The following is a 25,977-nucleotide window of genomic DNA, read 5'->3' on the forward strand; positions in this document are numbered from 1 at the left end:
CATTCGTTATTGCGGATATTAAAAACGGTGTTGACAAAAAAAAGGACAGTAATGTCACTGTCCTTTTTATTAGCATACTTATTACAGTACCATATGTTATCAAAGTACTATCAATGGTTAATCATACCGACTTAACTGGCAGGCACATTGAAGTAATCAAGATCAAAGTTCATCATCGGATCACTACCAGCTTGAACCATTTTGGCATGAGCATCAATGCGTGGCAAGATACGGCCCACAAAGTAGTCGGCAAGCTTGGCTTTATTGGTATAAAACTCGCCCTCTTTGCCATTGGCCGCTTCCACCATCAATGCAAACATATATGAGTAAGACAGATAACCAAAGGCGTGCATGTAATCAACGGCGCAACCATTGATCTCGTTTTTGCGCTCACCAATATTATCAAGGACGGTTTTGGTTAGCGTCTCAATCGTATCAGCAGCCTCAAGTGTGGCTTGCTTGATGCTATGATCCGCTTGCATGCTATTTACAAAATCACGAATCTCATCTAAGAAGTTCATGATGTATTTACCGTTATTTTTCGCCACTTTACGACCCAATAGATCAAGGGCCTGAATACCATTGGTACCTTCATAAATCTGAGCAATGCGGGTATCACGAACGATTTGTTCCATTCCCCATTCACGTATATAGCCGTGACCACCGAAAACTTGCTGGCAATCTACAGTAGCCTCAAGTGCTTTATCAGTCAAGAATGCTTTAGCCACTGGTGTCAGAAGGGCAACGCGCGCCGCCGCCGCTTGTGCTGCTTCAGGATCGGTACTAAATTTCTCTGTATCGAGGTTTTTGGCCACGTACATAGCAAAACAACGTGACGCTTCTGTGTTGGCTTTGGCATTTAACAGCATACGACGCACGTCGGCATGATGAATAATGGCATCAGCAGGCTTTTCTGGGCTTTGTAGTTGGGTGTCGCTACGGCCTTGTCCGCGATCATTGGCATACAGCGCAGCATTTTGATAAGCAAGCTCTGAGCCGCCCAATCCTTGCAGACCCATGGTCACACGCTCATAGTTCATCATAATGAACATAGACGATAGGCCTGTGTTTTCTGCGCCAACCATCCAACCTTTGGCACCATCAAAGTTCATCACACAAGTCGCAGAGGCTTTAATGCCCATTTTGTGCTCGATAGAACCCACTGCCAATGTATTGCGTTCGCCTAAGCTACCATCTGCATTGACCAAAAACTTGGGTACAACAAACAATGAGATGCCTTTTGAACCTTCTGGCGCGTTGGGTGTTTTTGCCAATACCAAGTGAATGATATTATCAGTTAAGTCGTGCTCACCGCCTGTGATAAAGATTTTGGTACCAGAAACACTATAGCTACCATCATCATTAGGAACCGCTTTGGTTTTGATAATACCCAAATCAGTACCGGCGTGCGGTTCTGTCAAGCACATGGTACCTGACCATTCGCCGCTATACATTTTTTCTAAATAAGTCTGCTTTTGCTCTTCAGAGGCCGCTGCATTCAGACAAAGCGTCGCGCCAACGGTCAAGTTTGGGTAAAGAGCAAAGGATTGATTGGCAGTAAAAATCATCTCTTCAGCAAGCATGGTGACCATTTTAGGGAAGCCTTGGCCGCCGTATTCAGCGTTACCACTTAAGCCAACCCAGCCTGATTCTGCATATTGCTTATAAGCGTCTTTAAAGCCTGTAGGGGTGGTCACAACGCCATCACCTTGAAAGGTTGCTCCTTCTTCATCACCGCTTTGGTTGATAGGTAATAAAACGTTTTTTGACAGTTTTGCCATTTCTTCCAAAATCATATTGACCGTATCAATGTCAACATGCGCTAAGTTTTCGTTATTCTGCCAAAATTCTGGCGCTTTAAAGACGTCCTTTAAGATAAAGCGCATGTCATTCAGAGGGGCATTATAAACAGCCATAAACATTCCTTTGGTTCAAATGGATAAAATTGGAGTTGTTAAGATTATCAACGGCTCTTTTGGGGTAATCTTATTGATTTAACAGTAGTGGCTAATAGTCAAAGTTTAACAAATAAGCAGGTGAGCTGGGGTGTTTCTTCGTGAATTGTGCGTGCACCAAAAGTTAACAGTGGCTATTGAAGTCTTGAACAGGTTTTTATGATAGTGGGCAGTATCACAACATAGTTGATAAAAAAGACGCATAGTCGATAAAATAGGAACACAAAATAAATCAGCAACACACTTTTGTATGTTGCTGATAGGAAAGAGGATAGGGGCGTTAATTTATAAAAAGAAGCTTACAATCATTAACTTTTTAAACATGACTGCTTAGAAAGCAAATTGATCGACATCCATCGTCATGTATGGCTCAACACCTGTGCTGATACGTTGTACGTGTGTGGTGGTACGTGGCAACAATTTAGCAAAGTAGAACTGAGCAGTTTTGATCTTGGCATCATAGAATGCTTTTTCGCCACTACCGTCTGCAATCGCGGTTTGAGCAACAAGCGCCATACGCGCCCATAAGTAGGCAAGCGTGACATAACCACTAAAGTACATATAATCGACCGCAGCACCGCCAACGGCATCTGGGTTTTCGGTGGCCTGCATGCCAATACGTGACGTGAGATCACCCCATTCTTTGACGTGTTTGGCGAGCGGACGAATAAATTGACCCATCTCGTCGTTTTCTTTGTTGTCTTCACAGAATTTTTGAATGATTTTTACAAAGTTGGCAAGCAGTTTACCTTGTGAGCCTAGTACTTTACGGCCAAGTAAATCAAGCGCCTGAATCTCAGTGGTGCCTTCATATAGACAAGCGATACGAGTATCACGCACGTTTTGCTCCATGCCCCATTCACTGATAAAGCCGTGACCACCATACACTTGGATACCATGGTTGGCGGCTTCTAGACCCGTTTCTGTCAAGAAGGCTTTGGCAATCGGTGTCAAAAATGACAGCATTTGGTCAGCAAACTTAAGCTCGTCACCTTCGCCCTTTGCCACAGTATCAGCAAAATGTGAGAGGTAATAGACCAATGCACGGCCACCTTCTGCAAACGCTTTTTCGGTCAATAGCATGTTGCGGACAGCAGGATGAACGATAATAGGATCAGCGACTTTATCTGGTGCTTTTGCGCCTGATAGTGAACGCATGGCTAGGCGGTCTTTTGCATAAGTTAGCGAACCTTGGAACGCATACTCAGCAGCAGTGAGACCCTGAAGGGCAGTACCGATACGAGCCACGTTCATAAAGGTGAACATACACTGTAGGCCACGGTTCTCAGGTCCAATCAGATAACCTGTTGCGCCGTCAAAGTTCATGACACAAGTGGCAGAAGCCTTGATGCCCATTTTGTGCTCGATTGAGCCACAAACAACTTTATTTTGTTCGCCCAAGCTGCTGTCTTCATTGACAATGACTTTAGGAACGATAAACAAGGAGATGCCTTTTGTGCCAGCAGGCGCACCTGGTAGACGAGCCAAGACAATGTGAATGATGTTATCGGTTAAGTCGTGCTCACCTGCTGAGATGAAGATTTTTTGACCGGTGATGCTATAAGTACCATCTTCTTTAGGTTCTGCTTTGGTACGAATGATACCTAAGTCAGAACCTGCATGGGCTTCAGTCAAACACATGGTGCCTGACCATTCGCCCGTGACCATTTTTTCTAGGTAAGTTTGTTTTTGTTCGTCCGTACCATGGTGTTCGATAGTCTGAATCGCGCCATGCGATAGACCAGGATACATAGAGAACGACCAGTTAGCAGTACCTACCATTTCATTGATAACAGTAGACAAAGAATACGGCATATTCTGACCACCGAATGCTTCTTCCGCCGACAATGCTGGGAAGCCAAGCTCACAGTAAGCTTGATACGCTTCTTTAAAGCCTTTTGGCGTCGTGACCACACCGTTGTTAAACTGACAGCCTTCAGCATCACCGCTTTGGTTCAATGGCGATAGCTCATTTTCAGAGAAGTTAGCCGCCATCTCAAACAGGCTGTCCATCAACTCACGATCGGCTTCTTGGAATGCGGGCAATTTTTTGTAGTGGTTTTCGCTATCGAGTAACTCGTGCATTACAAATTGAATGTCACGTAAGGGCGCTTTATATTGCATAACTTCCTGTCCTTTTTTAAATATAATCGATAATAGCCAATATTGGACATTTGGCGACGCGACCACTTAGCGCATATTTTTGACTCATTTTTATTCAGCGAAGCCAAATAAATGAGAGCTAATAACGCAAAGTGATTCGATTATCGATTAAATAATTATGTATTGAAAAGAATGGTAATTGTCAGAGTCGAATTGGGACTTGAAGAGATCTAACAAATTCACTATAAAAGATAGGCTTTCATAGGCGATTATACAAGTTTGGTCACAGCACTGATAAGTCATGAACCTATCTTGCATCGGGTATTAAATTCTCATCAACAATAAAAGCATGTGGTGGTAAGTTGCTGAAAAAGCTAGTGATATTAAGTGTCTTAAAGCAAGCTTAGCCAAACTACTGGAAAGACTCGTACTGCTTAATTAACATCTCAGTTGCCACTTCAGCCGTCACAGGTTTTCCTAGCCAGTAACCCTGACCATGTCGACAGCCCATGGACAACAAAATATCACGCTGACTTTCAGTCTCGATGCCTTCAGCAATGACTTGCATATCAAGCGCCACTGCCAAGTCTAAAATGGCTTTTACAATCGCATGCTGCGTGCGATCAGTCTCAATGTTTGTGATAAAGCTTTTATCGATCTTAATAAAATCAAACGGATACTCTTGTAGATAACTCAAAGAGGCATAGCCTGTCCCAAAGTCATCCAAAGCCAAGAAAATCCCCAGATCTTTGAGCGCATTTAGTTGTTTTTTGACATTGGCATGGCGTTGAATCAAAGAGGATTCAGTCACCTCGATATGGAGCTGATATTCAGAGATATTGTATTGCACGAACAAAGTGTTCACCATCTCAAAAAAATCAGGATGACTAAATTCAGCCGCATCGGCGTTGATACAGATATGTTGACAAAAGCCTTGCTGTTTCCAAATCGACAGCTGCTTGACAATGTGAATGGCCATTTGTGAAAACAGCTCAAATGACAGCTTATGAGTGAGAATAGCGTTGATAAAATGGGTGGGGGTTAGTAGTCCACGGGTTGGATGTTGCCAGCGTACTAAAGCTTCAAATCCAGTAATAATGCCAGTAGCCAGCTCAAATTTTGGCTGATAATAAGGCACAAACTCGCCTTTGATGGTGGCTGCTCTGAGCTCGGTTTCTAACTTTAAGCTATCATCGGTTGATTTTTCAATAGCCGCATTGTACCAGCAGATATCATCACCACCTTGCTGTTTGACATAATGTAGCGCTTTTTCAGCTTTGCTCAATAGTCCTGTCGAGTCAGTACCATTTTTAGGAAAATAACTCACACCAGCAGAGATATGATAATAGATATTGGCCTCTACTGCCTCATTTTCATCTAAAGAGAGGGGGCGTTCACACATTTGCATCAAGCTGTCTAGCTGGTGGCGTACCATATTGGCGTCATTGCATTCAAATACTAGGGCAAAATCTTCACCCCCAAAGTGTGAAAAACAGCGTAAGTTATCCAGTTTCAGCTCTTTGACGCGTGTTGCAAAACTCTTTATCAGGGTGTTGATGCCATCAGACCCTAAAAGGCTCGTCAGACTTCGATAGCGATCAATGTTTAAACGTACAATGACAATTTCTTGATAGCTGTCCAACAACAAATCACTGGTTAGACTTAAAAACACTTTGCGGTTCGGTAAACCCGTCAATTGATCGTAATTAAGCAAATGCGCCACCTGTCTTTGGTCTTTAACGACCGCCGACACATCACGCACCATGCAAACATAATAATGGTTCTGTTCGATACAAATCTTGCGATAGATTGAATGACATTCAATCGTCTGTCCATAGCGGTTTGGCATCGAAAAGTGGTTTTCATAAAAACCATTATGGTCTAATTGATGAATAATATCTGACAAAATCGCTTTTTCTTCTTCTGATAAAAACTGGGCTTCATAGATGCCAAGCGGCCGCCCTAGTATAAATGCTTCGCTATAACCAATAATCATCTCATAACTGGCATTGACTGCTAAATAACGAAAATTAGCATCTAGAATGAATATGGCATCATCAAGTTGCTCACATAATTTTGCCAGCAACTGCTGCTTAGCAGGGTTCGAAATAGGCTTAAAATTAGGCATAATTAGACTCACAACGTCAAAGTTGACTAACATATGGACTTACGTGTATGAGGTGCTGGCAAGCTAATAACTCAGCGCATGCAAGGTTGCGAGCGCAACGACTGGCGCTGTCTCAGTACGTAAGACTCTTGTACCAATTTGCCAAGGCGTAAAACCTGCCTCAGAGGCTTGCTGACATTCCTCACTGCTAAGACCGCCCTCAGGCCCAATCAATAACTGGATATAGGCGTTTTTTTGCTTAAGAACGTGTGCTAACGATTCGGGCATGGCAGGTTGTCCTGCGGCGGGCACACTAAGCTGCAGACGCAAATCGGCTGCTTGCTCTAGCGCTTGATAATAATAATCTTGACTAAGCGAAGACATGATAGGACTGACCACAGTTTTGATATTTAAAGCGCTAACGTTTGGGTTACTTAGCCAATCATTGATAGAGACAGGCGCCATAATAAGGGGCGGACGGTTAAGACCACATTGCTCACACGCGGCAATAGCCACTTGTTGCCAGTGCGCCAGTTTTTTTTCTACTTGGGCAGGCTTTAGATTCACTTCACCATGATGACTGCTTAAGAGCTGAATGGCAGTGACGCCAAGCTCGGTTGACTTTTGAATGGCGTAATCCATGCGCTCACCGCGACTCACTACTAAGCCAATTTTGGTAATCAATGAATTGCTGCGATCATCAGAAACATGCGCAAGTAAAATGGCAGTGGCGTGTTTTTTGCTGATGGTTTGTAGCTGTACCTGGTACTCACCACCGAAGCCATCAAATAAAATCCCTTGATCGCCGATATTGGCACGCAACACACGGCACCAATGATGCACAATGTTTTCAGTCAAAGTCACACTGGTGCCAATAGGCAGAGTGCTAAGCGGCGGGTAGAGGGTTTCTGCCTCATTACTAATATCATCACTACTGGTAGCATAAAAAAAACGTCGCACAGTCGCTTAGTCCTATATCTTTAATAATAGTATGGTTAAATATCTTATCAGAATATCGTTCCGCTGGGTAAAGGTATTGTCGTTAATAGACTGGATATTTCTTTTTGGTTATCTTATGGGACAATCAAAAAATCGTAATGCCAACCATAAAAAAACTGGCGCTCCTAAGAACGCCAGTCATTAAGTTATCAATACCGAGCCAAGTTAAACCGTCAATCCTAATGCTTCAACCAAGCGTTTATTTGGTTCAACTTTGTTCATTGTATAAAAGTGCATTGCTGGAATGCCTTCATTTATCAAGCGCTCACACAAACGATAAACCACATCAAATCCAAATTCACCAATGGCTTTGCGATCATCGCCAAAATCAGCCAACTGTTTACGCACATAACGTGGAATGTCAGCCCCGCAGCTATCGGCAAAACGCACCAAATTGCTAGAATTGGTAATTGGCATAATGCCAGCAACCAAAGGCTGAGCCATGGTATCGATACCGCGTTTCTCTAACGTATCACGCAAATAAAGATAGCTATCCGCATTATAAAAAAACTGCGTGATGGCTGCATTTGCACCCGCTTGGTACTTGTTCACCAAATTATTAACATCAAAATCAAAGCTACGTGCTTGTGGATGCATCTCTGGGTAAGCGGCAACTTCAATATGAAAGTGGTCACCTGAATGTTCACGAATAAACTTAACCAAATCTAACGCAAATGGTAGCTCGCCCATGCCAACTTGACCTGAGGGCAAGTCGCCACGAAGCGCAACGAGACGTTTGATACCCAACTCTTTATAATGATCGAGTAACCCTGCGATTTCAATTTTATCATCACCGATACAAGACATATGCGGTGCAATTTGAGTATCGCCGCGGGCACACAGCGCTTGCACAATATCCAACGTGCGGCTACGAGTAGAGCCACCTGCACCATAGGTCACTGAAAAGTAAGCTGGTGACAGGGTGTTTAACTCATCAAAAGTGTTCAGTAACTTCTCATGTCCCTGCTCAGTTTTGGCAGGGAAAAACTCAAATGAGAAAACAGGCTTACTCATAGTCGTGCTCCTCAGTACTTTAATTAATATTTATAAGCGTCAGGTTTGAACGGACCTTCGACAGGCACGCCCAAATACTCAGCTTGTTTTTCCGTCAGCTTAGTCAGGGTACCGTTAAAGCCTGCAACCATCGCTGCTGCTACTTCTTCATCCAGTTTCTTCGGCAAGACTTTGACGTATAAGTTATCAAAACGCTCATCAACTGGCAGCTCAGCGAATTTTTCTTCGAACAGATACATTTGTGCCAATACTTGGTTGGCAAATGAGCCGTCCATCACGCGTGATGGGTGACCGGTGGCGTTACCTAGGTTTACCAAACGACCTTCAGCAAGCAAAATCAAGTAATCGTTTTCATCATCCGAGCGGAAGACTTGATGGACTTGTGGCTTAATCTCAACCCAGCGCCAGTTGTCACGCATGAATTGGGTATCGATTTCGGTATCGAAGTGACCAATATTACAAACCACTGCACCAGGCTTCAACGCCGCTAGCATGTTTCTGTCGCAAACGTGATAGTTACCAGTGGTAGTGACGATCATGTCAGTGTTTTCGAGCAGATGGGTATTGATGTTGTCTGCGCCGCCTGTATTGTCGCCATTCAGGTAAGGAGAGACGACCTCAAAACCATCCATACATGCCTGCATCGCACAGATTGGGTCCACTTCTGAAACGCGCACGATCATGCCTTCTTGACGTAAGCTTTGCGTAGAGCCTTTGCCCACATCGCCATAACCGATAACCAACGCGCGGCGACCACCAAGGAACATATCAGTGGCACGTTTGATGGCGTCGTTTAAGCTATGACGGCAGCCATATTTATTGTCGTTTTTAGATTTGGTAACTGCATCGTTGACGTTGATGGCTGGTACTTTCAATGTGCCCTTGTTCAACATATCGACTAGACGGTGTACGCCCGTGGTCGTTTCTTCTGAGATACCGTGGATGTTGTCTAGCAATTCAGCATAATCTGAATGAATCAGCGCGGTTAAATCGCCACCGTCATCCAAAATCAAGTTGGCATCCCAAAGTTGACCAGATTCTTCACCGCCAACATGGACTTGTTGGCGTAGGCACCACTCGTACTCTTCTGCGGTTTCGCCTTTCCAAGCATAAACAGAGATACCAGCAGCAGCAATGGCGGCCGCAGCGTGATCTTGGGTTGAAAAGATATTACATGAAGTCCAACGTACTTCCGCACCCAGTGCGACGAGCGTCTCGATAAGTACAGCAGTCTGAATCGTCATGTGGATACAGCCAGCGATTTTAGCGCCTTTAAGCGGTTGCTCTGCTTCGTAACGACGACGCAAGCCCATCAGGGCAGGCATTTCGGCTTCAGCAAGGGTGATTTCACGGCGGCCGTAATCAGCAAGGCTGATATCAGCGACTTTATAGTCAGTGAAAGAGGGATCGATCGTATGGGCAGATGGGGTGTTAGACACTGCGTCCATAATATGCTCCTATCAGTGGTTTGATTTATGATAAAAAGAATAAAAACGCAGGTGCCGTTATTTGCGCTGTTGATACTCAAGATGGGTTTTCAACAGTTAACCGAGCCTAACATAAGGGTTGAACAGTAGGTTTTATCATATAAACACGACTATTAATACTTATGGCGCAACACCTCTCGGAGGTCGTTATTGTAATAGATGAGGCCGAGCTTGTCACCTATTGGATAGCGTAAATGATAGGCCGTGACTGTATAGACAATTTGTTATTTTACAGTCATAAAAAAAGGCCACCGATAAGTGACCTAATTATTGTTAACCGTTATTGGCTTTTATACGCTCAAAGTTTAGAACCAGTTGTAGGTTAGTGAGGTAAAGTAGTTGATGCCGTCAGTATTATAACCAGGTAGAGTGATATATTTTTCATTAGTAATATTGTCTAAGCGAGCGGTCATCGTCAAGTTTTCTGTTAGCTGATAGTTACCGCTAACATTTAGTAAACCATATGAGTCTACCAACTGCGATTCTACATTATCGACGCCACTATAGTAATTATCTACGTATTCATATTCAGCACGTATATCGAAGCTTGGCAGACGGTAACCAGCGTAGATTAAGCCTTTATGTTCAGGACGAATAGCAAGGAAGTTGCCATCGTTAATTCCATCGCTATCGTCTTTGGCCTTTTGGTAGTCATAACTACCGCCAAATAGGTAACTATTTAGCTCCCAATCTGAAGTCAGCGTTATACCATTGATTTTTGCTTGCTCAATGTTCTCATAATTTCCGCCAATATATTCACCTTCACTATCATATATTGCGTTAAAGTTAATCAAATCATCAACTTTATTATGATAGCCAGTTAAACGTGTAGACTGTAGTAATGTCTTATATTCTATAAAGGCTTCGTAGTTATCACTAGTTTCTGCGTCTAAATCAGGGTTACCTGAGTCTGGATAATACAACTCATTGAAATCAGGAGCTCGGAAACCTTTAGCGTAGTTAGCCCCAATACGGAAATTGGTATTAAGATGATAAGCACCCCCTAAGTTGTAAGTAGTTTCATTCCCATACTGTGAATTATCATCAAAACGTATGTTGGCTTGGGTATCAAATTGCTCGTTTGTCAATAAGTAACCTAAAAATGCACTTTTCACATCACGGTCATCGGTATTATAACCAGTAGCTGTCGTATCAAGACTTTGGTTAAGATATTCTAACCCATAGACTCCTTGCCCAACCGATAATTTGTGTTGACCTACTAAACTCACTTGATCCTGCTTGGTATTAAACTCATCACCAAACTTGTTATCAAGCTTATCAATAGAATGACCATATTGTAATTTTACTGATGACTCAGGGCGATAGCGCCAATCAACGAATGCCTGTGCTGCGCCATTCTCTTGATCAGAATAATCATCTTTGTTGGCTCCATTATCGAATTCAACGGTTGATTTGCTGTATAAAGCGCTAGTACCTGCTGACCACTGTTCATTGATACGCTGGTTCAACGCAATGCTAAAACCATCACTCTCGAAACCGTCATTGTCTTTATTATAACCAAATGTACCAGGTAATTTAGCATTGAAACCTTTAGTTTCGTTGTGACTAGCAGAAAGACTAAGTGCTGTACCATTTTCATTAGTAAGCTGAGCAGTTGCTCCATAAGTATAATGATCATTTGATCCAGCACCAGCAGTCACTGAGAAATTACTGTTCTCAACATTAGCGCCTTTGGTAAAGATTTGAATGACGCCGCCCATGGCATCGGCACCATAAACGCTAGAACCTGAAGCACCGTACAATACTTCAATACGCTCAATTTGATCAGCAGGCAGTAAGCCAAGGGTTGCACTCCCAGTACTTAAAGAACTATAGCGAACTCCATCAATAAGCACTAAGATCTGCTTGCCTTCGTAGCCACGCATGTATATTTTTGATACTGAGCCCATCCCACCATTGCTATAGTGGCTAATTCCTGGCTGACGCTTTAAAACTTCTAATGCGGTTTGACCCTGATAGCGTTGCAATTCTTCGCTATCGATGACGCGAGTCTGAGCAATGACATTACTGGTTTTAGTGGGCGTACGCGTTGCAGTTACAACAATTTTATCAAGCTCAACTTTTGGTAGCTCATTATCGTTAACGCCATTTATATCGTTAGGGGCGGCGTGTGCGCCAATAGCAAACATACCAAGTGCGCTTAGGATACTTAACCGAAGATAAGTGGTCGAAGATGGACGCGATAAAACCATTTTTAATTCCAAATTAATCAAATAAGGGTGTTACAGAATAGAAAGTGAAGAAGGTAAACATTACAAAAAATAATAACTTCACTACACGCCGCCATTATCTACAAAAGTGCCCCATTTATAAACCACTTTAACCTAACATTTCTTCACCCTAGGATGAATAGTTTTCATGATGAACGAGGTTTTAATCCTTGAAATATCTAAATCACGGTTTATTGAAACTATTTTGCGTAATATGGATCAGATGATCAAAGTGTATATCGACAAATAACAAAGATGACTATAAAAAGGCGCAATCAAAAGCACTGCTGTTATAAATAATTGCTATCATAGTGGCAGTTTTTATCTGTCTATTTCTAATTTAAAGTATCCATTAAGCTAAGAGGTTTGTTTTGTCTATTAAGCGTCATTTGATTTTCAAGAGTGAGCTGTCTTCCTCATGCCCAAACATAAAAGCACCATTTATCATGATGGTGTTTTTGATTACGATGATGACTTCATTGCTGCCCAGTACTTCTTTTGCTGCTGAAATTGGCTCACTTGGCATGGGCGGGGGCAGTGAAGAGCCTGAAAATACTCAAGCCCCAGATTCATTTGGACGTGATACACCTCGGCATACCGTGCAGGGGTTTATCAGCGCGCTTAGTGAAAATGATTATTTACTGGCGAGTAATTATCTGAATTTATCAAAATCAGACAATCCAACGACCATCGTACGGCAATTCAAACAAGCACTGGATGCTGGCGGTCGTTTTCAGACTGATTTGCAGATCAATAACACGCCCGAGGGTAACCTAGCTGACCAATTGCCACCAAGCCAAGAGAATGTCGGCGTTATCAATGTGGGTGATAAAAGTGTGGCGTTGATATTAGAGCGGGTCACCTCCAACCAAGGAGAACAATACTGGCAGTTTTCGAGTGAAACGCTCAACTCAATGCCAGAAGTAATAGAGAATACTGAGCCTACTTTGGTTTCTCGTTATACGCTGGATTCTTTAGAAGGTAAAAAGCTTTTTGGTTATCAAATGGCTGATTTGGTTGCTGCATTAGCAATGATTGTCAGTAGCTTTGTGATTACCTACATCATGGTATGGCTGCTTTATCATCTATTGCGTATTATATATCCACGCGTACGCGGAGTACCGCTACCGTTTCCTAATAAGGTTGTATTGCCTCTTACTGTCGTCATTATGGCACTGAAACTGTCCGATGCGATGGTGTATGCTGGCGTGTCAGTGACGCTACGTGAGCCGATTAATCGCTTTACTGAGATTGCTTCTTGGCTTGCATTAACGTGGTTGTTACTGCGAGTAATCGATGCCATATTCACGCGCGCGGTCAATTTAAGTTATAAGAAAAACTATACGGAACGAGTCTCAATTTTGGGGCTGCTGCGTAAGGTCGTCAAAGCGCTACTGCTCATATTTGCGGTTATTGTCATCTTCGGTAATCTAGGATTTGATTTGACAACAGGTATTGCAGCCTTGGGTGTGGGTGGTATCGCCTTGGCACTAGGTGCGCAAAAGACGATTGAAAACTTGGTCGGCAGTGTCGTTGTGGTGGCAGATTCGCCCGTACGCATTGGGGATTACTGCAAGTTTGGGACGTATGAAGGAACGGTCATTGATATTGGTATCCGCTCATCGCGTGTGCGTACCTTATCACGCACAATTGTTACGGTACCAAATGGTGATTTTTCATCGATGCAAATTGAAAACTTTACCTCTCGTGATATGTTTCAATTTTATCATAAGCTGTATCTCAAACGCACCGCTGATATTGAAGTGGTCTTTAAGATGGTCACAGACTTGAATGAGTTTTTGAGCGAGCATGAACTGACCAATCAAGAATGGAATCAAGTCCATATTTCAGAGCTGCGTCAAGACTGTTATGTCATTCAATTGCAAGCGTATCTCAATGCCAATAACGTAATAGACTTCTATGACAAACAAAACGTGGTATTTGTCGATGTGTTGAATCAAGTGGCGAGATACAAGGTTGAACATGCACTGCCAATGCAGCAACTTATCCTTAACCAAAATGAAAGTAAGTCCAGTGAAGAAGAGGATGCTGCAAATACTGCTGAAGCATCATCAGATGATGGCAATCCTGATGAGCTTGAAACCGATGCTGGCGATAATAATGGTAACTCGCAACCGGTCGATTTGGACAAGGAGCGCGACGAAGCCAAAGATGGCAAAAAGACCAATAAGCACAAACTAGGAGCAAAAAACGGTAAACACAACCATACGCTCAGAGCTTTGAGAAATAAAGGCCGTTTATTGAAAAAAGGTACCTTTAAGCATACCAAAAGAAAAACGGGCTTTTCTATATGGAATCAGCCTTAATTACGTATTAAGTAAGGTTTTTGTAGACGTTTGATCGAGTGCTATAGAGCAGTCTTATAAAGGAATGGCGGTTTTATTGCGCAGCTCGCCGTAGTAAGACCAAAGTAGTAGGCTGGCCGCGCTTCGATGGGGCGACCAGTCTTCGGTCAGATTTTTCAGTTGTTTTGGGGTTGGGCGTGCGTCCAAACCGAGTAGCTCCATCGCCGCGACTTTAATCGCCAAATCATCGACGGCTAGTATGTCCGCTCGCTTTAATGAGAACAGCAAATACATCTCAGCCGTCCAGCGGCCGATGCCAGTGACGGCTGTTAATATTTTGACGACTTCCTCATTGGGCTGAGTCTCTAATGCGGCAAAATCTATATCATGCTCGACCAATGATCGCACATAGCGCGTTTTTTGTTTGGACAGTCCTTGCAGCCGCAACTCTTCATCTGATGCGTCACCAATTGCCTGCGGCGTCGTCAGATTTGTATCAACCAAGCGTTGCCAAATACTGGCCGCCGCGGCTACCGATAGCTGTTGTCCCACCATCGCTCGCATGAGTTGCTCAAAGCCGCCAGCATTGTGTCTCAAACTTGGCGTGCCAATTTGCTCATAGACAGCGGCAAATTTTGGTTCAATAGCAATCAATGCGGTGATGTGTTCGCCTAATGCTTGCAGGTTTTCAATAGTATCGATGCTTTCTGTTGCTGTGGTATCTGTTGCTGTGGTATCTGGAGTATCTGTGTTATTTGTGGTATTTATACTCATAATCGTATCGCTTGAATAATAAAAAAGTGCGTGAGGACAGTATAGAGGGTTATTTTATTTAAAGGCAATAATGCGCCAAGCGTAAAATTTATCAATAAAAAAGGACTGCTTATTTGCAGTCCTTTTTTATACCCGTACAGTGTGATTTATTCGCCATCAACTTTGGGTTTTTTGAGCAGCACTAAAACTGCACCGTTGCCACCATCTTTTGGCGGCGCTGAACAAAACGCCAATACTTCTGGCAATTGACGTAGCCAACCATTGACGCACGTTTTTAGAATGGCTTCGCTGCCTTTACCATGGACGATTTTTACCATCGTCTCATTATTTTGTTTGGCTTGGCTGAGCAGTTGCGTCATGGCATCGCGCGCTTCTTCGATGGTACAACCGTGGATATCTACGGCATCATACCAACGCAGCTTACCTTTTTTTAATTGATCAAAGATCTTATTTTGCAACGTTGGTTGTTTGTAAGACAAATAAGCTTCGCTTGCGACAGGGTTTAACAGCGCCTGCATATCCGATAGGCCGGCACCCAAATCACTTGCATCGCTACCTTGAGCAGCAGCACGTTTTGATAAAGTTGTGGCATCAGGTTTGCGTGCCTTTGCCGCGCTGGCAGGAGAGCGAACGTTTTTATCTTCAAGTTGGCTAACGCCATGCATTGCTTGCATAAACAGTACTTTGTCATCGTCGACATGTTCACTATCTAACTGTTTGACGGTTTTTTTGACCTGCTTTTGGGTTGGTAGGGCAACAGGCTCTGTCGGCTTTTGGTTTTCACCTTCAGGCGCATTGGTATCACGCCCTTTGCTCAACTGGCCTTTTAGCTCTTTGAGCTGGTCTTGCATTTCTTTTGAAAATAGAGAGTTTGACATAAAAGTTAACGTATCTTTGATGGGAGGATGAATGGGCGCATGCTACATGTTTACCTGTACCGTACTAAAATTGGCTGCTCGGTTTATTGGCGCCCAGCTGTTTGAGTTACTTTACCCGTCTGCTGCGACGCCTGCAAGTAAGGATTGTAACGCTTGTCCAGGATGATCGGTTTTCATAAACTGCTCACCAATTAAAAAGTGCTGAATATCATGATCTAGCATCAAACGAATGTCATCGATGCTATGAATGCCGCTTTCAGTAACAATGAGCGGTTTTGGTGCTGTATCATCTGTGGCCGTGCTTAGCGCTTCAACCAATCTGTTTTTTAGATCAAGGGTGGTTTTTAAGCTAACCTCAAAGGTATTCAAATCTCGGTTATTAATGCCATAAATATTGTGCTCTGAGTAAGGCAATTGCAGGGCGCGCTCAAGTTCATCTTTGGTATGTACTTCTATCAATACATCCATCCCAAGCTCGATACTTAGAGCATGCAGCTCTTGTACTTGCGCATCGTCAAGGCAAGCCATAATCAATAAGATGCAATCAGCACCCATCAGGTAAGACTGATAAATTTGATAGGTATCAATCATAAAATCTTTACGCAGTACCGGTAAGCTTGCGGCATTAGAGGCTTGAATAAGATAGCGATCATCACCTTGAAAGTAATCACGATCGGTTAATACGGATAGGCAACTGGCACCCGCTTGCTCATATTGCTGAGCGAATAGGGCAGGCGCAAAATTGTGATTGATAATACCTTTAGACGGTGAAGCTTTTTTAATCTCAGCAATAATACCGATGTCTGCTGCGCGTAGGGCCGCTGCAAAACCGCGGCGTGGTTTGGTATCTGCTGCGACTTGTGCTTGTAAGTCTTTAAGTGATAGCGCTTCACGAGCCGCTTTGACTTCTTCTGTTTTGGTCGAGACAATGCGCTGTAATACCGTAGGGATTTTTGTGTTGGTGGTCATGCTGGTGTCCAAATGTCGTTATGGGTAAATAAATAATAAGAGCAAGGCTGACAGGTTTTAGGGAGGCGCGGTCTAACCTTTAACCAACTGCTGCGTGTATTTAGCCAAAGATTCAAGCTTAACCAAAGCGTCACCATTTTGAATGATACTTTGAGCTCGGCTTACTCCATTCGGATAGTTGCTGGCAAGCCCTGCCGTATATATCGCCGCGCCTGCATTTAAGGCAATCATATCGCGAGCCTTTAACACAGAGCGGTCATTGGTTTCTGTACCTGATAAAGCAGCACAAATCAGCTCAAGACTTTGCTTGGGAGAATCAACATCAAGCCCGATGAGCGTTTGTGATTCGATGCCTGCATCTTCTGGCATCATCTCATAAACCGATACCTTGCCGTCTTTTAATTCCGCGACAGTGGTAGAGGTGGCCAGGCTGATTTCATCCAAGCCATCTTTTGCGCCAACGACCATCACATGACGAGCACCTAAGTTTTTCATCACTTTAGCAATAGGCTCACAAAGCTGAGCCGTAAAGACGCCAATGACTAAGTTTGGCGTGCCAGCAGGATTGGTCAACGGCCCCAAAATATTAAAAATCGTACGCGCTTTTAGCTCACGACGTACGGGATTGGCGTAACGCATGGCGCTGTGATGATTGGGCGCGAACAAAAAGCCAACGCCTTCAGTTTCAATGCATTCTTTGGTTTGTTCAGGTGTGAGCGCAAGGCTGATTCCCGCTTCTTCAAGTAAGTCTGAGCTACCAGACTTGGTAGAGACGCCGCGGTTACCATGCTTCGCGACTTGTGCGCCTGCTGCTGCCACGACAAATGCTGAGGCGGTCGACACATTAAATAAGTTGGCGCCATCGCCGCCTGTACCGACGATATCAACCAAGTAATCACAGTTTTCTGGAGTGATATTGGATGCCAAATCTCGCATGGCACTGGCAGAAGCGGTAATCTCATCAATGGATTCACCTTTCATCCGCAGCCCCGTCAAAATAGCGCCCATCATGGCATCGCTACATCGCCCTTGCATGATAATCAGCATCACTTGATACATCTCATCGAAAGTTAAATCGATGTGCTGAAAAATTCTACCTAAGGCTGTGGTGAGTAGCTTGTGAATCTCTTCATCAGACAGTCGAGCAACGTCATGTTGAGAGATGCTATTTGAGTTAGCGGTTTCCTCAGTTTTGGCGGTATTCATTATTATCTCGCTTTTTAGTTTTAGATATAGGTTCTTATTTATAATTTTGCAGTGTATAGGGTTGGTTTTGGTTTTATTATGAACCGTTTGTATGACTCGCTGATTTTTCCAATGACTGTTACTTAACTACTTTTATTCGATAGCTTGCCAATTTAATCGAAAGTTAACCAACTTGCGGTAGCTCATCCGTCGTTAGCACTGACAAATGATGAGTCTGCAAAAAGTTATTAAGCAGCTGATAGCCCGCTTCACTTAGGATAGACTCAGGGTGGAATTGTACCCCTTCAATGGCAAATGTCTTGTGACGAATGCCCATGATTTCCTCAATACTGCCATCGCTGTTTTGTGTCCATGCGGTCAGATCTAGGCAGTCGGGCAGACTGGCTTTATCAATGACGAGTGAATGATAACGCGTGACTTGCGTAGGAATAGGCAAACCTACAAAGATGCCTTGATCATTATGATAAATGGCAGATAAGCGCCCGTGCATGATTTTGCCAGCTCTGACCACTTGACCACCAAAAGCTTGTCCAATTGCTTGATGTCCTAAGCAAATTCCTAGTATAGGCACAACACCTTTAAAGGTTTCGATAACCTCAAGCGATATACCCGCACGATCTGGATTACAGGGTCCAGGGCCAATCACGATCACATCAGGTGCCAATGTTTGAATTTGCTCAATGGTGGTTTGATCGTTACGCCAGACGGTGATGTCCTGCTGTAATTCACCAAAGTACTGTACGATATTGTACGTAAAGCTATCGTAATTATCGATCATCAGAATCATTGGATTATCAACTTATTGATTTTTTACAGTTTTAGAATGAGACAGGTTTGTATGCCTGTATGCGGCTCTCAACATTCAACGTCAAGCAAGGCTAATGATGCTATCTGCTACCTTAAGACGCTGTTATCTTACCACTATTTTGTCATCTATCAAATTCAGGGTATTTGCAGAATTACCTACTACCAGAATTGCCTACTACTAGATGGTATCGCGCCTAATCGACTAGCAGTCACGCATCAAGCTAAGCCTAAGGACTATTATTCTTGCTCTACAGCATAATAGATAAAATCAATATAGTGAGTTCGGTATAAAAACGATACAGCGGGACGTGTATGAATTTTTTGCAGCCTCTGTCAGCAACGGTACAGCAAGCCAGAAAAATTTATATTAGTTCCGCATCATAAAATAACGTATCTGTTTTATTTAGAATCGACTATAGCTTTCTATCACATCAGCGCATAAAAAATTTACATTCTATTTATTAGCTATAAAGAATATATAGGATGATTTTATAAATTTGGACTATAAAATATATATTAATCAATAATATTTAAAAATACGTACATAATCTTATAGCAGTTGAGCAGATAAATATAATTAGTGACAGTAATATAAATTTATTTCTTAATAGTAATGGTATGGGTAGGGCATTAAAAATTATCTGAAAATAATTGTTTAAATTATATAAAAAGATAGTTATGCTATCTTTGTCTTTTAATTTTAATTTTAATTTTAACTATAGTTGATCCAATATAAAATAAATACAGCGCTATTGAGTTAAATTTTACGCCGCCTCTGTCTACGAAGGCACAGCCAGCAAGAAAAATTTTTTTCAGTAGCGCATCATAATGGGGATGCTTTTTTTATTTAGGATTGACCATACGTCAAGCTGGTTAATTTAATAAGAGTAACCAGCGAATATGAATTTTAACGCAATTAAAAATATCCAAATTTATATCTAATAGATAAATTAAATTAAGGAAAATGCGATGAAAGTTTCATGTATACCTAACAGGGCGCTATCTATAGCCACCAATCTAACCCTCGTTTTATTGTTAGCATGTTCAACCTCAACCTATGCGGCTGTTGACAAGTTAAGTGTTAGTGGCAACCAAATATTGGCTGGTGGTGAAGCAACCAGTTTTGCTGGTACAAGCTTATTTTGGAGTAATACGGGCTGGGGAGGAGAGAAGTTTTACACCGCGCAAACGGTGGCTAATGCCAAAAAAGAATTCGGTGCTAACATTATCCGTGCCGCTATGGGTCACGGAAAAAATATCACAGGCGGTTTAAACGACGACTGGGATAGCAATATTAACCGCCTAGACACAGTGGTTAACGCAGCAATAGAACAAGATATGTACGTTATTATCGATTTCCATAGCCACGACGCACATACCGACACAGCAACGGCCATTCGGTTTTTTGAGTACGCCGCTACTAAATATGGCAGCTATGACAATGTCATTTATGAGATTTATAATGAACCATTGCAAATTTCGTGGACAAATGAGGTAAAGCCCTACGCCGTCACCGTTATTGATAAAATTAGAGCGATAGATCCTGACAATTTAATTGTTGTAGGTACGCCTACTTGGTCACAAGACGTCGATGTTGCGTCGCAGAATCCGATAGATCGTAGCAATATTGCTTATACCTTACATTTTTATGCTGGTACACACGGCGCTTCACTCAGAAGTAAAGCACAAACCGCTTTAAACAATGGTATCGCATTGTTTGCTACTGAATGGGGTACTGTCAATGCTGATGGTAACGGCGGCGTAAATAATAGTGAAACTGACGCATGGATGGCTTTTCTTAAGTCAAATAATATTAGCCATACAAATTGGGCTTTAAATGACAAAGACGAAGGTGCCTCCACTTTTCTGCCAGGCGGTAGATGGGACTCCCTTAGCGCTTCAGGTCAAAAGGTTAAAAGTATCTTGCAGAGCTGGGATAGTAATACCTCTACACCAAGCCCAAGCCCTAGTGGCGACAGCGATGGTGATGGGGTAAGGGACACTCTTGATCAATGCCCCAATACCCCTACTGGCACGCAAGTAGACTCTAATGGCTGTCCTATAACAAGCAACACAAGCTGTAAAGATATAAAAACCTACCCAAATTGGGTAAGAAAAGATTATCCAAGCGGTCCTTATACCCATAACGAAACCGACGATAAAATTCAATACCAAGGTAAAGCTTATAAAGCTAACTGGTATACAAGTACCATTCCAGGTAGTGACAGCTCTTGGACCTTTCTAACAAACTGTCGCTAAGTTAATATAAATCACGATAAAACTAGGTAGAGCCAAACCGTTTTGCCTAGTTATTTTTTTGATTTTTTAGTATTAATATGTCGTTAATTGAGCTTAATTAAAAATACGGCTTCTAAGTTAAAAACTTTAGCAAGTTTGAATGTAACGTTTGTAAAAATATAAATTGTGTAGCGACCTTATAAAATCCTTACTTAGTACTTTGACCAAGTTAATTTGACCAGTATTAACTTTTTAAATCTGCATGACCAAACGATATTGACGTATAGATATTAAAGTCCATCTAATATAAAAAAGGCACAGCAAGCAAGAAAAATTGGTTCCAGTCTCGCTCTATCATGTCTTGTATCTATTTTATTTAGGGTTAACTACATTTTGAACTGACTATAACTTTATATGGATGACAAAAATCGATTTGCTTCGTTTATGTATAGTCGATCCACTATAAAAAATACAGCAATACTGGCGTACATTTTGCGTCGCCTCTGTCAGCAACGGCACAGCAAGCGAGGAAAATGGTTGCCAGTATCGCATGAGCATATGCGTATCTTTTTTATTTAGGACTAACTGAGATACCTCTGCGTTTACAAATTTTTTGACGAATCCGATGATAATAGTTGCACCTAAAGTGAACGTTTCAACAGTAATTTTACTTTTATATGCACTATTTCGGTGCTATTGGGTCAATATTAGTGATTGCTAAGAAGGGTAGATTAAGAGAGAATTGATTGAATAATAGCTTCGGTAAATAACTTACGCAGTATAAGTTTCTGTAATTGTTGATAATAAATAGTATTTCACACGTATGTATTAGGATCATAAAAATACATTGGCATGGCCTTTGCAGCATCATAGTTACGATTGTTGATGACTATCAAATGGTTTAATAATAATTATTGACACGTGCCGGAGGCCTTCGGCATCATAAGTCAGGTTGTTAGGATAGAATAAAAAGTGACTAGAGTAAGATGAGCGTGCATTTAGCCATCGTTCATACTTTAAAATGGTCAGTGTTCTGACTTGAAGGCGGCTTTATATGAGCCTCTTGACTAACAACATTAATAGTGCTGATAATGATAAGTAGAATATGGAATAAACTATTTCACTTTTGAAGCACCGCTACCAGTCATTCTTAAACCAAAAAGTACAACAATATCTTTGAATCGCAATAACGTGATCTACACAACGGAGACTATTTATGTCGAACAAACTACTAGACCTTATCCAATCCTCTAATGCTAAATGGGTCGACTTCCGCTTTACCGATACACGCGGTAAAGAACAACATATCAGTTTCCCAGCGTCTACCGTAGACGAAGAAGTCATGGAAGACGGTAAAATGTTTGATGGCTCATCCATTGCGGGTTGGAAAGGCATCGAAGCGTCAGATATGATCTTACGTCCAGATCCAGAAACCGCTTTTATTGACCCGTTCTTTGACGCGGTTACCGTGGTTGTCACTTGCGACATCATCGAGCCGTCAACACTGCAAGGTTATGATCGTGACCCACGTTCTATCGCTCGCCGTGCTGAAGAGTATTTAAAGTCTACTGGTATTGGTGATACTGCCTATTTCGGTCCTGAGCCTGAGTTTTTCGTATTTGATGACGTGAAGTGGTCAGTCGATATGTCAGGTGTTAGCCATAAAATCACTGCAGAAGAAGCCGCTTGGTCAACTGGCGAGTCTTATGAGTGGGGCAACATGGCGCATCGTCCACGCGTTAAAGGTGGTTATTTCCCAGTACCACCAATCGATAGCTCGCACGATATGCGCGCTGTGATGTGTGAGCGCATTGAAGAGATTGTTGGTGAAGGTAGCGTCGAAGTACATCACCATGAAGTCGCTTCTTGCCAGTCTGAGATTGGTGTGGCGTTCAATACGATGGTACGCAAGGCCGATGAAGTTCAGCAATTAAAATACGTCGTCCACAATGTTGCGCATCAGTTTGGTAAAACAGCCACCTTTATGCCAAAGCCAATCGTTGGTGACAATGGTTCAGGTATGCACGTACATATGTCAATCTCAAAAGATGGCGTAAATACGTTCTCTGGTGATGAGTATGCAGGTTTGTCTGAAACTGCTCTATATTTCATCGGCGGTGTAATCAAGCACGCTCGTGCCTTGAATGCCATTACCAATCCATCAACGAACAGTTACAAACGTTTGGTGCCACATTATGAAGCACCGATCAAATTGGCTTACTCAGCATCTAACCGCTCAGCGTCTATCCGTATCCCGCACGTGAGCAGTCCAAAAGCAGTTCGTGTTGAAGCGCGTTTCCCTGATCCAACGGCGAACCCATACCTAGCGTTTGCTGCGCTATTGATGGCAGGTCTTGATGGTATTCAGAACAAGATGCATCCAGGCGAAGCGGCTGATAAGAACTTGTACGATTTGCCACCAGAAGAAGAAGCGCAAATCCCAACCGTTGCTGAAAGCTTAGACGTGGCTCTAAAAGCGCTACGTGATGATCATGAGTTCTTATTAAAAGGCGATGTATTCACTAAAGACATGTTAGACGCCTTTATCGCGTTGAAAGAAGAAGAAGTACAACGTCTAAACGTTACTGTACATCCTGTTGAATTTGACATGTACTACAGCTGCTAATTACTGGCTTAACATTAGTACTTAATCAATAAATAAAAATCAGTTGAGTTAACCTCAGCTGGTTTTTTTATGTGTATAACAATCACTCATTGAAAGCGAAGACAAGGTTTAAAACGAAGGCGAGGTTTTTATACATTCATTACTGATTTAACCAAAAAAGTAACGCATAATACATGGCAGGGCATTAATAAATACTGAAAGAATAAACACTGACTGGATTGACTGATCATGACTTCACTATCGAAAAATGGCATTTTTAATAAGGCGCTAACGCACCTCCTATTGTCTGGTGCCGTTATCAGTACCGTCAGTCTTTATACAACGATAGCGACTGCTGCGCCTATCTATAAAGTCGTTGATGAAAAAACGGGTCAGGTAACCTTTACGGATCGTCCACAAGGCCATGCGCAAGAAGCTGGCAAGCAAGTCAGTCAAATGAGTATTACAACTGGTAATGAAAGCAGCCGAGCAAATGAGAGTAGTGCCAGCAGTCAATCCTCTGATATGCAGCAAGTACCGGCGAGGACGGTTACAAGTACCAAAGCAGATATACCAGTCAATTATCAATTGGCCATGGTTGAACCGAGTGAAGAGCGCGCTTATCGTCGTCCTGCCCAAAGTATCAACGTGAGTGTGCAAGTCAACCCCAGTCTACAGGCGGGCGATCGCATCAGTATTTATTTGGATAATAATGAGGTGGCGCAAGGTTTAATCAGCACCATCGGAACCGTTAATGTTCTACCGGGGGAGCATGAGATCAAAGCGGTGATAAAAAATGAGCGAGGTGAGGTATTGCAGCAAGTCGCGCGTACCGTATATGTGATTCAAAACACGACTGCCTTACAAAATAAAAAGAAAATGGCAAAACAGCTTTTGGCCTATCAAAATTTACCGTGGCATCAAAAAGTGATGCTAAAAATGCGCCAAAAACAAACGGCTAATCCTTAAATCGGTTGCTAATAGTAGACGATGGCTATGATTGTCTGCGTTTAACTGGCCGAATATTGAATACATTTAGCCGAGTATTGAATGCATTATATATAAAAGGCAAGCACTGTTTATGGTGCTTGCCTTTTATATATAATGCATTCCGTTTTTTTTGTCTGTGTACTGCGTTATTTGTTCAACTCAATCGTACCGTTAGCCGTCACTGAAATGGTACTGTTACCTGCTTCAAAGTTTTGGCTTGGTACGGCATCAGCAGACTCTGATTTCATGGCCATAGCGCCGTACATTGGACGCGGGTAGTTGTTACCCGTGCTTAGATTGACATTGACCACACGGTAGCCACGAGCATCCCATGCACGTGTGAGGTTCTTAGCTTGCTGCTGAAAAGCGCGAGAGGCGTCGGTCATTAGTTTTTGTTCTAATGCATCCTTTTTGGTATCTGATACACTAAAAGTCAGATTGTCCATGACCAGCGTTTCTTGCAAATCTGCAATCAATTGGCTTGTTGCTGCAAAGTCTGTGCTTTTTAAGTCTATATTGGCCTGTCCTGTCCAGCCAATGATCTTGTCGTTTTTATCATAGCGAGGGTAGGTGGTTTGCTGCCCTGTGCTAACCGTCACACTAGGGTAGCGCTTGGCAATTCTGACCGCGTTATTGACGGCTGTATTAAGCGTGGTCGCTAGTGTCTTAGCATCTGTTGCTTGCGCTTTTTTATACAAGCTGGCGCGTACTTCATCGTTCTGAACTTCTTCTTTTACTTCTGTTTGAAAAGTAAGCTGGTCATAGCCTGTGGTTTCTGCATGTGCGCCGCCCATCATGGCAGTCAATAAAAAGGCAGTACCTGTTGTTAGCGCTGCTCGGTTAAGTAAAGTGCTTTTCATAGAAATCTCCCAAATAAACTACAATAATAGTTGTAAGAATCTTACTAAGATAAGATTCACTGTGATTTTAGAAGTTGTTCATTTTAGTTGTTAGATGACGTTGTTAGATAACACGTGTGCCCAACTTCATTCCCTAAAATAGCAAAATTTAAAAAGGCTGCTGTTAGAATTTTGTCACCTAGGTTACCGCTTTTTATAGGATACAAAACAAACAGTTTTATAAAAGGGGTTGCAATGCTAAAAAATTCTTGTATAATTTGCGACTGGTGGCTCCATTGGTAGCCTCGCAACATTGTTCTATGAATCCCGCCAGGACCGGAAGGTAGCAACGGTAATAGTCACAATGTGTGCCGAGGATGTGCTGATGGAGTCGCTTTTTTTTGCCTAAAATTTGGCAACTGTTTCGATAAACTATTAAAAATACTGCTAAGTAATAATAAGCTCTTCA

17 protein-coding genes and 1 other RNA gene are annotated in these 25,977 nt (G+C 42.5%); 5 read left to right on the top strand and 13 right to left on the bottom strand.

Going from position 1 to position 25,977, the window contains the following annotated elements:
* Window positions 1-131: 131 nt before the first annotated feature.
* The 7 genes from AAJP47_RS07425 to AAJP47_RS07455 all read right to left on the bottom strand — a co-directional run bounded on the left by AAJP47_RS07425 (window position 132) and on the right by AAJP47_RS07455 (window position 11,878).
* On the bottom strand, window positions 132-1,916 hold the full coding sequence (locus tag AAJP47_RS07425; RefSeq protein WP_346717271.1) for an acyl-CoA dehydrogenase C-terminal domain-containing protein: 1,785 nt from the start codon (window positions 1,914-1,916) through the stop codon (window positions 132-134).
* Window positions 1,917-2,285: 369 nt separating this feature from the next.
* Window positions 2,286-4,079 (bottom strand): acyl-CoA dehydrogenase C-terminal domain-containing protein, encoded by a 1,794-nt coding sequence (locus AAJP47_RS07430; RefSeq protein ID WP_346717272.1) that lies wholly within the window; start codon window positions 4,077-4,079, stop codon window positions 2,286-2,288.
* Window positions 4,080-4,470: 391 nt separating this feature from the next.
* Window positions 4,471-6,186, bottom strand: coding sequence for a putative bifunctional diguanylate cyclase/phosphodiesterase (locus tag AAJP47_RS07435; RefSeq protein ID WP_346717273.1), 1,716 nt, complete (start codon window positions 6,184-6,186; stop codon window positions 4,471-4,473).
* A 63-nt stretch (window positions 6,187-6,249) separates the two neighbouring features.
* On the bottom strand, window positions 6,250-7,125 hold the full coding sequence (locus AAJP47_RS07440) for a 16S rRNA (uracil(1498)-N(3))-methyltransferase (RefSeq protein WP_346717274.1): 876 nt from the start codon (window positions 7,123-7,125) through the stop codon (window positions 6,250-6,252).
* Between the two features lie 204 nt (window positions 7,126-7,329).
* On the bottom strand, window positions 7,330-8,178 hold the full coding sequence (locus tag AAJP47_RS07445; RefSeq protein ID WP_346717275.1) for a methylenetetrahydrofolate reductase: 849 nt from the start codon (window positions 8,176-8,178) through the stop codon (window positions 7,330-7,332).
* A 23-nt stretch (window positions 8,179-8,201) separates the two neighbouring features.
* Entirely contained in the window at window positions 8,202-9,626 is a 1,425-nt protein-coding gene (gene ahcY, locus AAJP47_RS07450; protein ID WP_346717276.1) for an adenosylhomocysteinase, read from the bottom strand.
* Window positions 9,627-9,970: 344 nt separating this feature from the next.
* A complete protein-coding gene (locus AAJP47_RS07455) occupies window positions 9,971-11,878 on the bottom strand; it encodes a TonB-dependent receptor domain-containing protein (RefSeq protein WP_346717277.1) in 1,908 nt (635 codons plus the stop codon).
* A gap of 389 nt (window positions 11,879-12,267) precedes the next feature.
* Between AAJP47_RS07455 and AAJP47_RS07460 the strand changes: the two genes are divergently transcribed.
* The gene (locus AAJP47_RS07460; protein ID WP_346717278.1) at window positions 12,268-14,223 is read left to right on the top strand and encodes a mechanosensitive ion channel family protein; all 1,956 of its coding nucleotides are present in this window, start codon (window positions 12,268-12,270) and stop codon (window positions 14,221-14,223) included.
* 54 nt (window positions 14,224-14,277) lie between these two features.
* Here AAJP47_RS07460 and AAJP47_RS07465 read toward each other — a convergent pair whose 3' ends face one another.
* The 5 genes from AAJP47_RS07465 to AAJP47_RS07485 all read right to left on the bottom strand — a co-directional run bounded on the left by AAJP47_RS07465 (window position 14,278) and on the right by AAJP47_RS07485 (window position 18,816).
* Entirely contained in the window at window positions 14,278-14,976 is a 699-nt protein-coding gene (locus tag AAJP47_RS07465; RefSeq protein WP_346717279.1) for a DNA-3-methyladenine glycosylase family protein, read from the bottom strand.
* A gap of 146 nt (window positions 14,977-15,122) precedes the next feature.
* Window positions 15,123-15,854 (bottom strand): Smr/MutS family protein, encoded by a 732-nt coding sequence (locus AAJP47_RS07470; protein WP_346717280.1) that lies wholly within the window; start codon window positions 15,852-15,854, stop codon window positions 15,123-15,125.
* A 111-nt stretch (window positions 15,855-15,965) separates the two neighbouring features.
* Complete coding sequence (gene trpC, locus AAJP47_RS07475) at window positions 15,966-16,823, bottom strand: indole-3-glycerol phosphate synthase TrpC (RefSeq protein ID WP_346717281.1); 858 nt, start codon at window positions 16,821-16,823, stop codon at window positions 15,966-15,968.
* Between the two features lie 72 nt (window positions 16,824-16,895).
* Window positions 16,896-18,029 (bottom strand): anthranilate phosphoribosyltransferase, encoded by a 1,134-nt coding sequence (trpD, locus tag AAJP47_RS07480; protein WP_346717282.1) that lies wholly within the window; start codon window positions 18,027-18,029, stop codon window positions 16,896-16,898.
* A gap of 163 nt (window positions 18,030-18,192) precedes the next feature.
* Complete coding sequence (locus AAJP47_RS07485; protein WP_346717283.1) at window positions 18,193-18,816, bottom strand: anthranilate synthase component II; 624 nt, start codon at window positions 18,814-18,816, stop codon at window positions 18,193-18,195.
* 989 nt (window positions 18,817-19,805) lie between these two features.
* On the opposite strand from AAJP47_RS07485, the gene AAJP47_RS07490 reads away from it, so the two are divergent.
* The 3 genes from AAJP47_RS07490 to AAJP47_RS07500 all read left to right on the top strand — a co-directional run bounded on the left by AAJP47_RS07490 (window position 19,806) and on the right by AAJP47_RS07500 (window position 24,648).
* Window positions 19,806-21,095, top strand: coding sequence for a cellulase family glycosylhydrolase (locus AAJP47_RS07490; protein ID WP_346717284.1), 1,290 nt, complete (start codon window positions 19,806-19,808; stop codon window positions 21,093-21,095).
* A gap of 1,195 nt (window positions 21,096-22,290) precedes the next feature.
* Entirely contained in the window at window positions 22,291-23,700 is a 1,410-nt protein-coding gene (glnA, locus tag AAJP47_RS07495) for a type I glutamate--ammonia ligase (RefSeq protein WP_346717285.1), read from the top strand.
* 228 nt (window positions 23,701-23,928) lie between these two features.
* Entirely contained in the window at window positions 23,929-24,648 is a 720-nt protein-coding gene (locus tag AAJP47_RS07500; protein ID WP_346717286.1) for a DUF4124 domain-containing protein, read from the top strand.
* A 167-nt stretch (window positions 24,649-24,815) separates the two neighbouring features.
* Here AAJP47_RS07500 and AAJP47_RS07505 read toward each other — a convergent pair whose 3' ends face one another.
* Window positions 24,816-25,529 carry an SIMPL domain-containing protein gene (locus AAJP47_RS07505; RefSeq protein ID WP_346717287.1) on the bottom strand — a complete coding sequence of 238 codons (714 nt, stop codon included), beginning with the start codon at window positions 25,527-25,529 and terminating at the stop codon, window positions 24,816-24,818.
* Window positions 25,530-25,802: 273 nt separating this feature from the next.
* Here AAJP47_RS07505 and ffs point away from each other — a divergent pair.
* Window positions 25,803-25,899: signal recognition particle sRNA small type (gene ffs / locus AAJP47_RS07510), an RNA gene on the top strand.
* The last annotated feature ends 78 nt before the right edge of the window (window positions 25,900-25,977 follow it).

The organism is Psychrobacter halotolerans (assembly GCF_039680845.1).
Taxonomy (GTDB): domain Bacteria; phylum Pseudomonadota; class Gammaproteobacteria; order Pseudomonadales; family Moraxellaceae; genus Psychrobacter.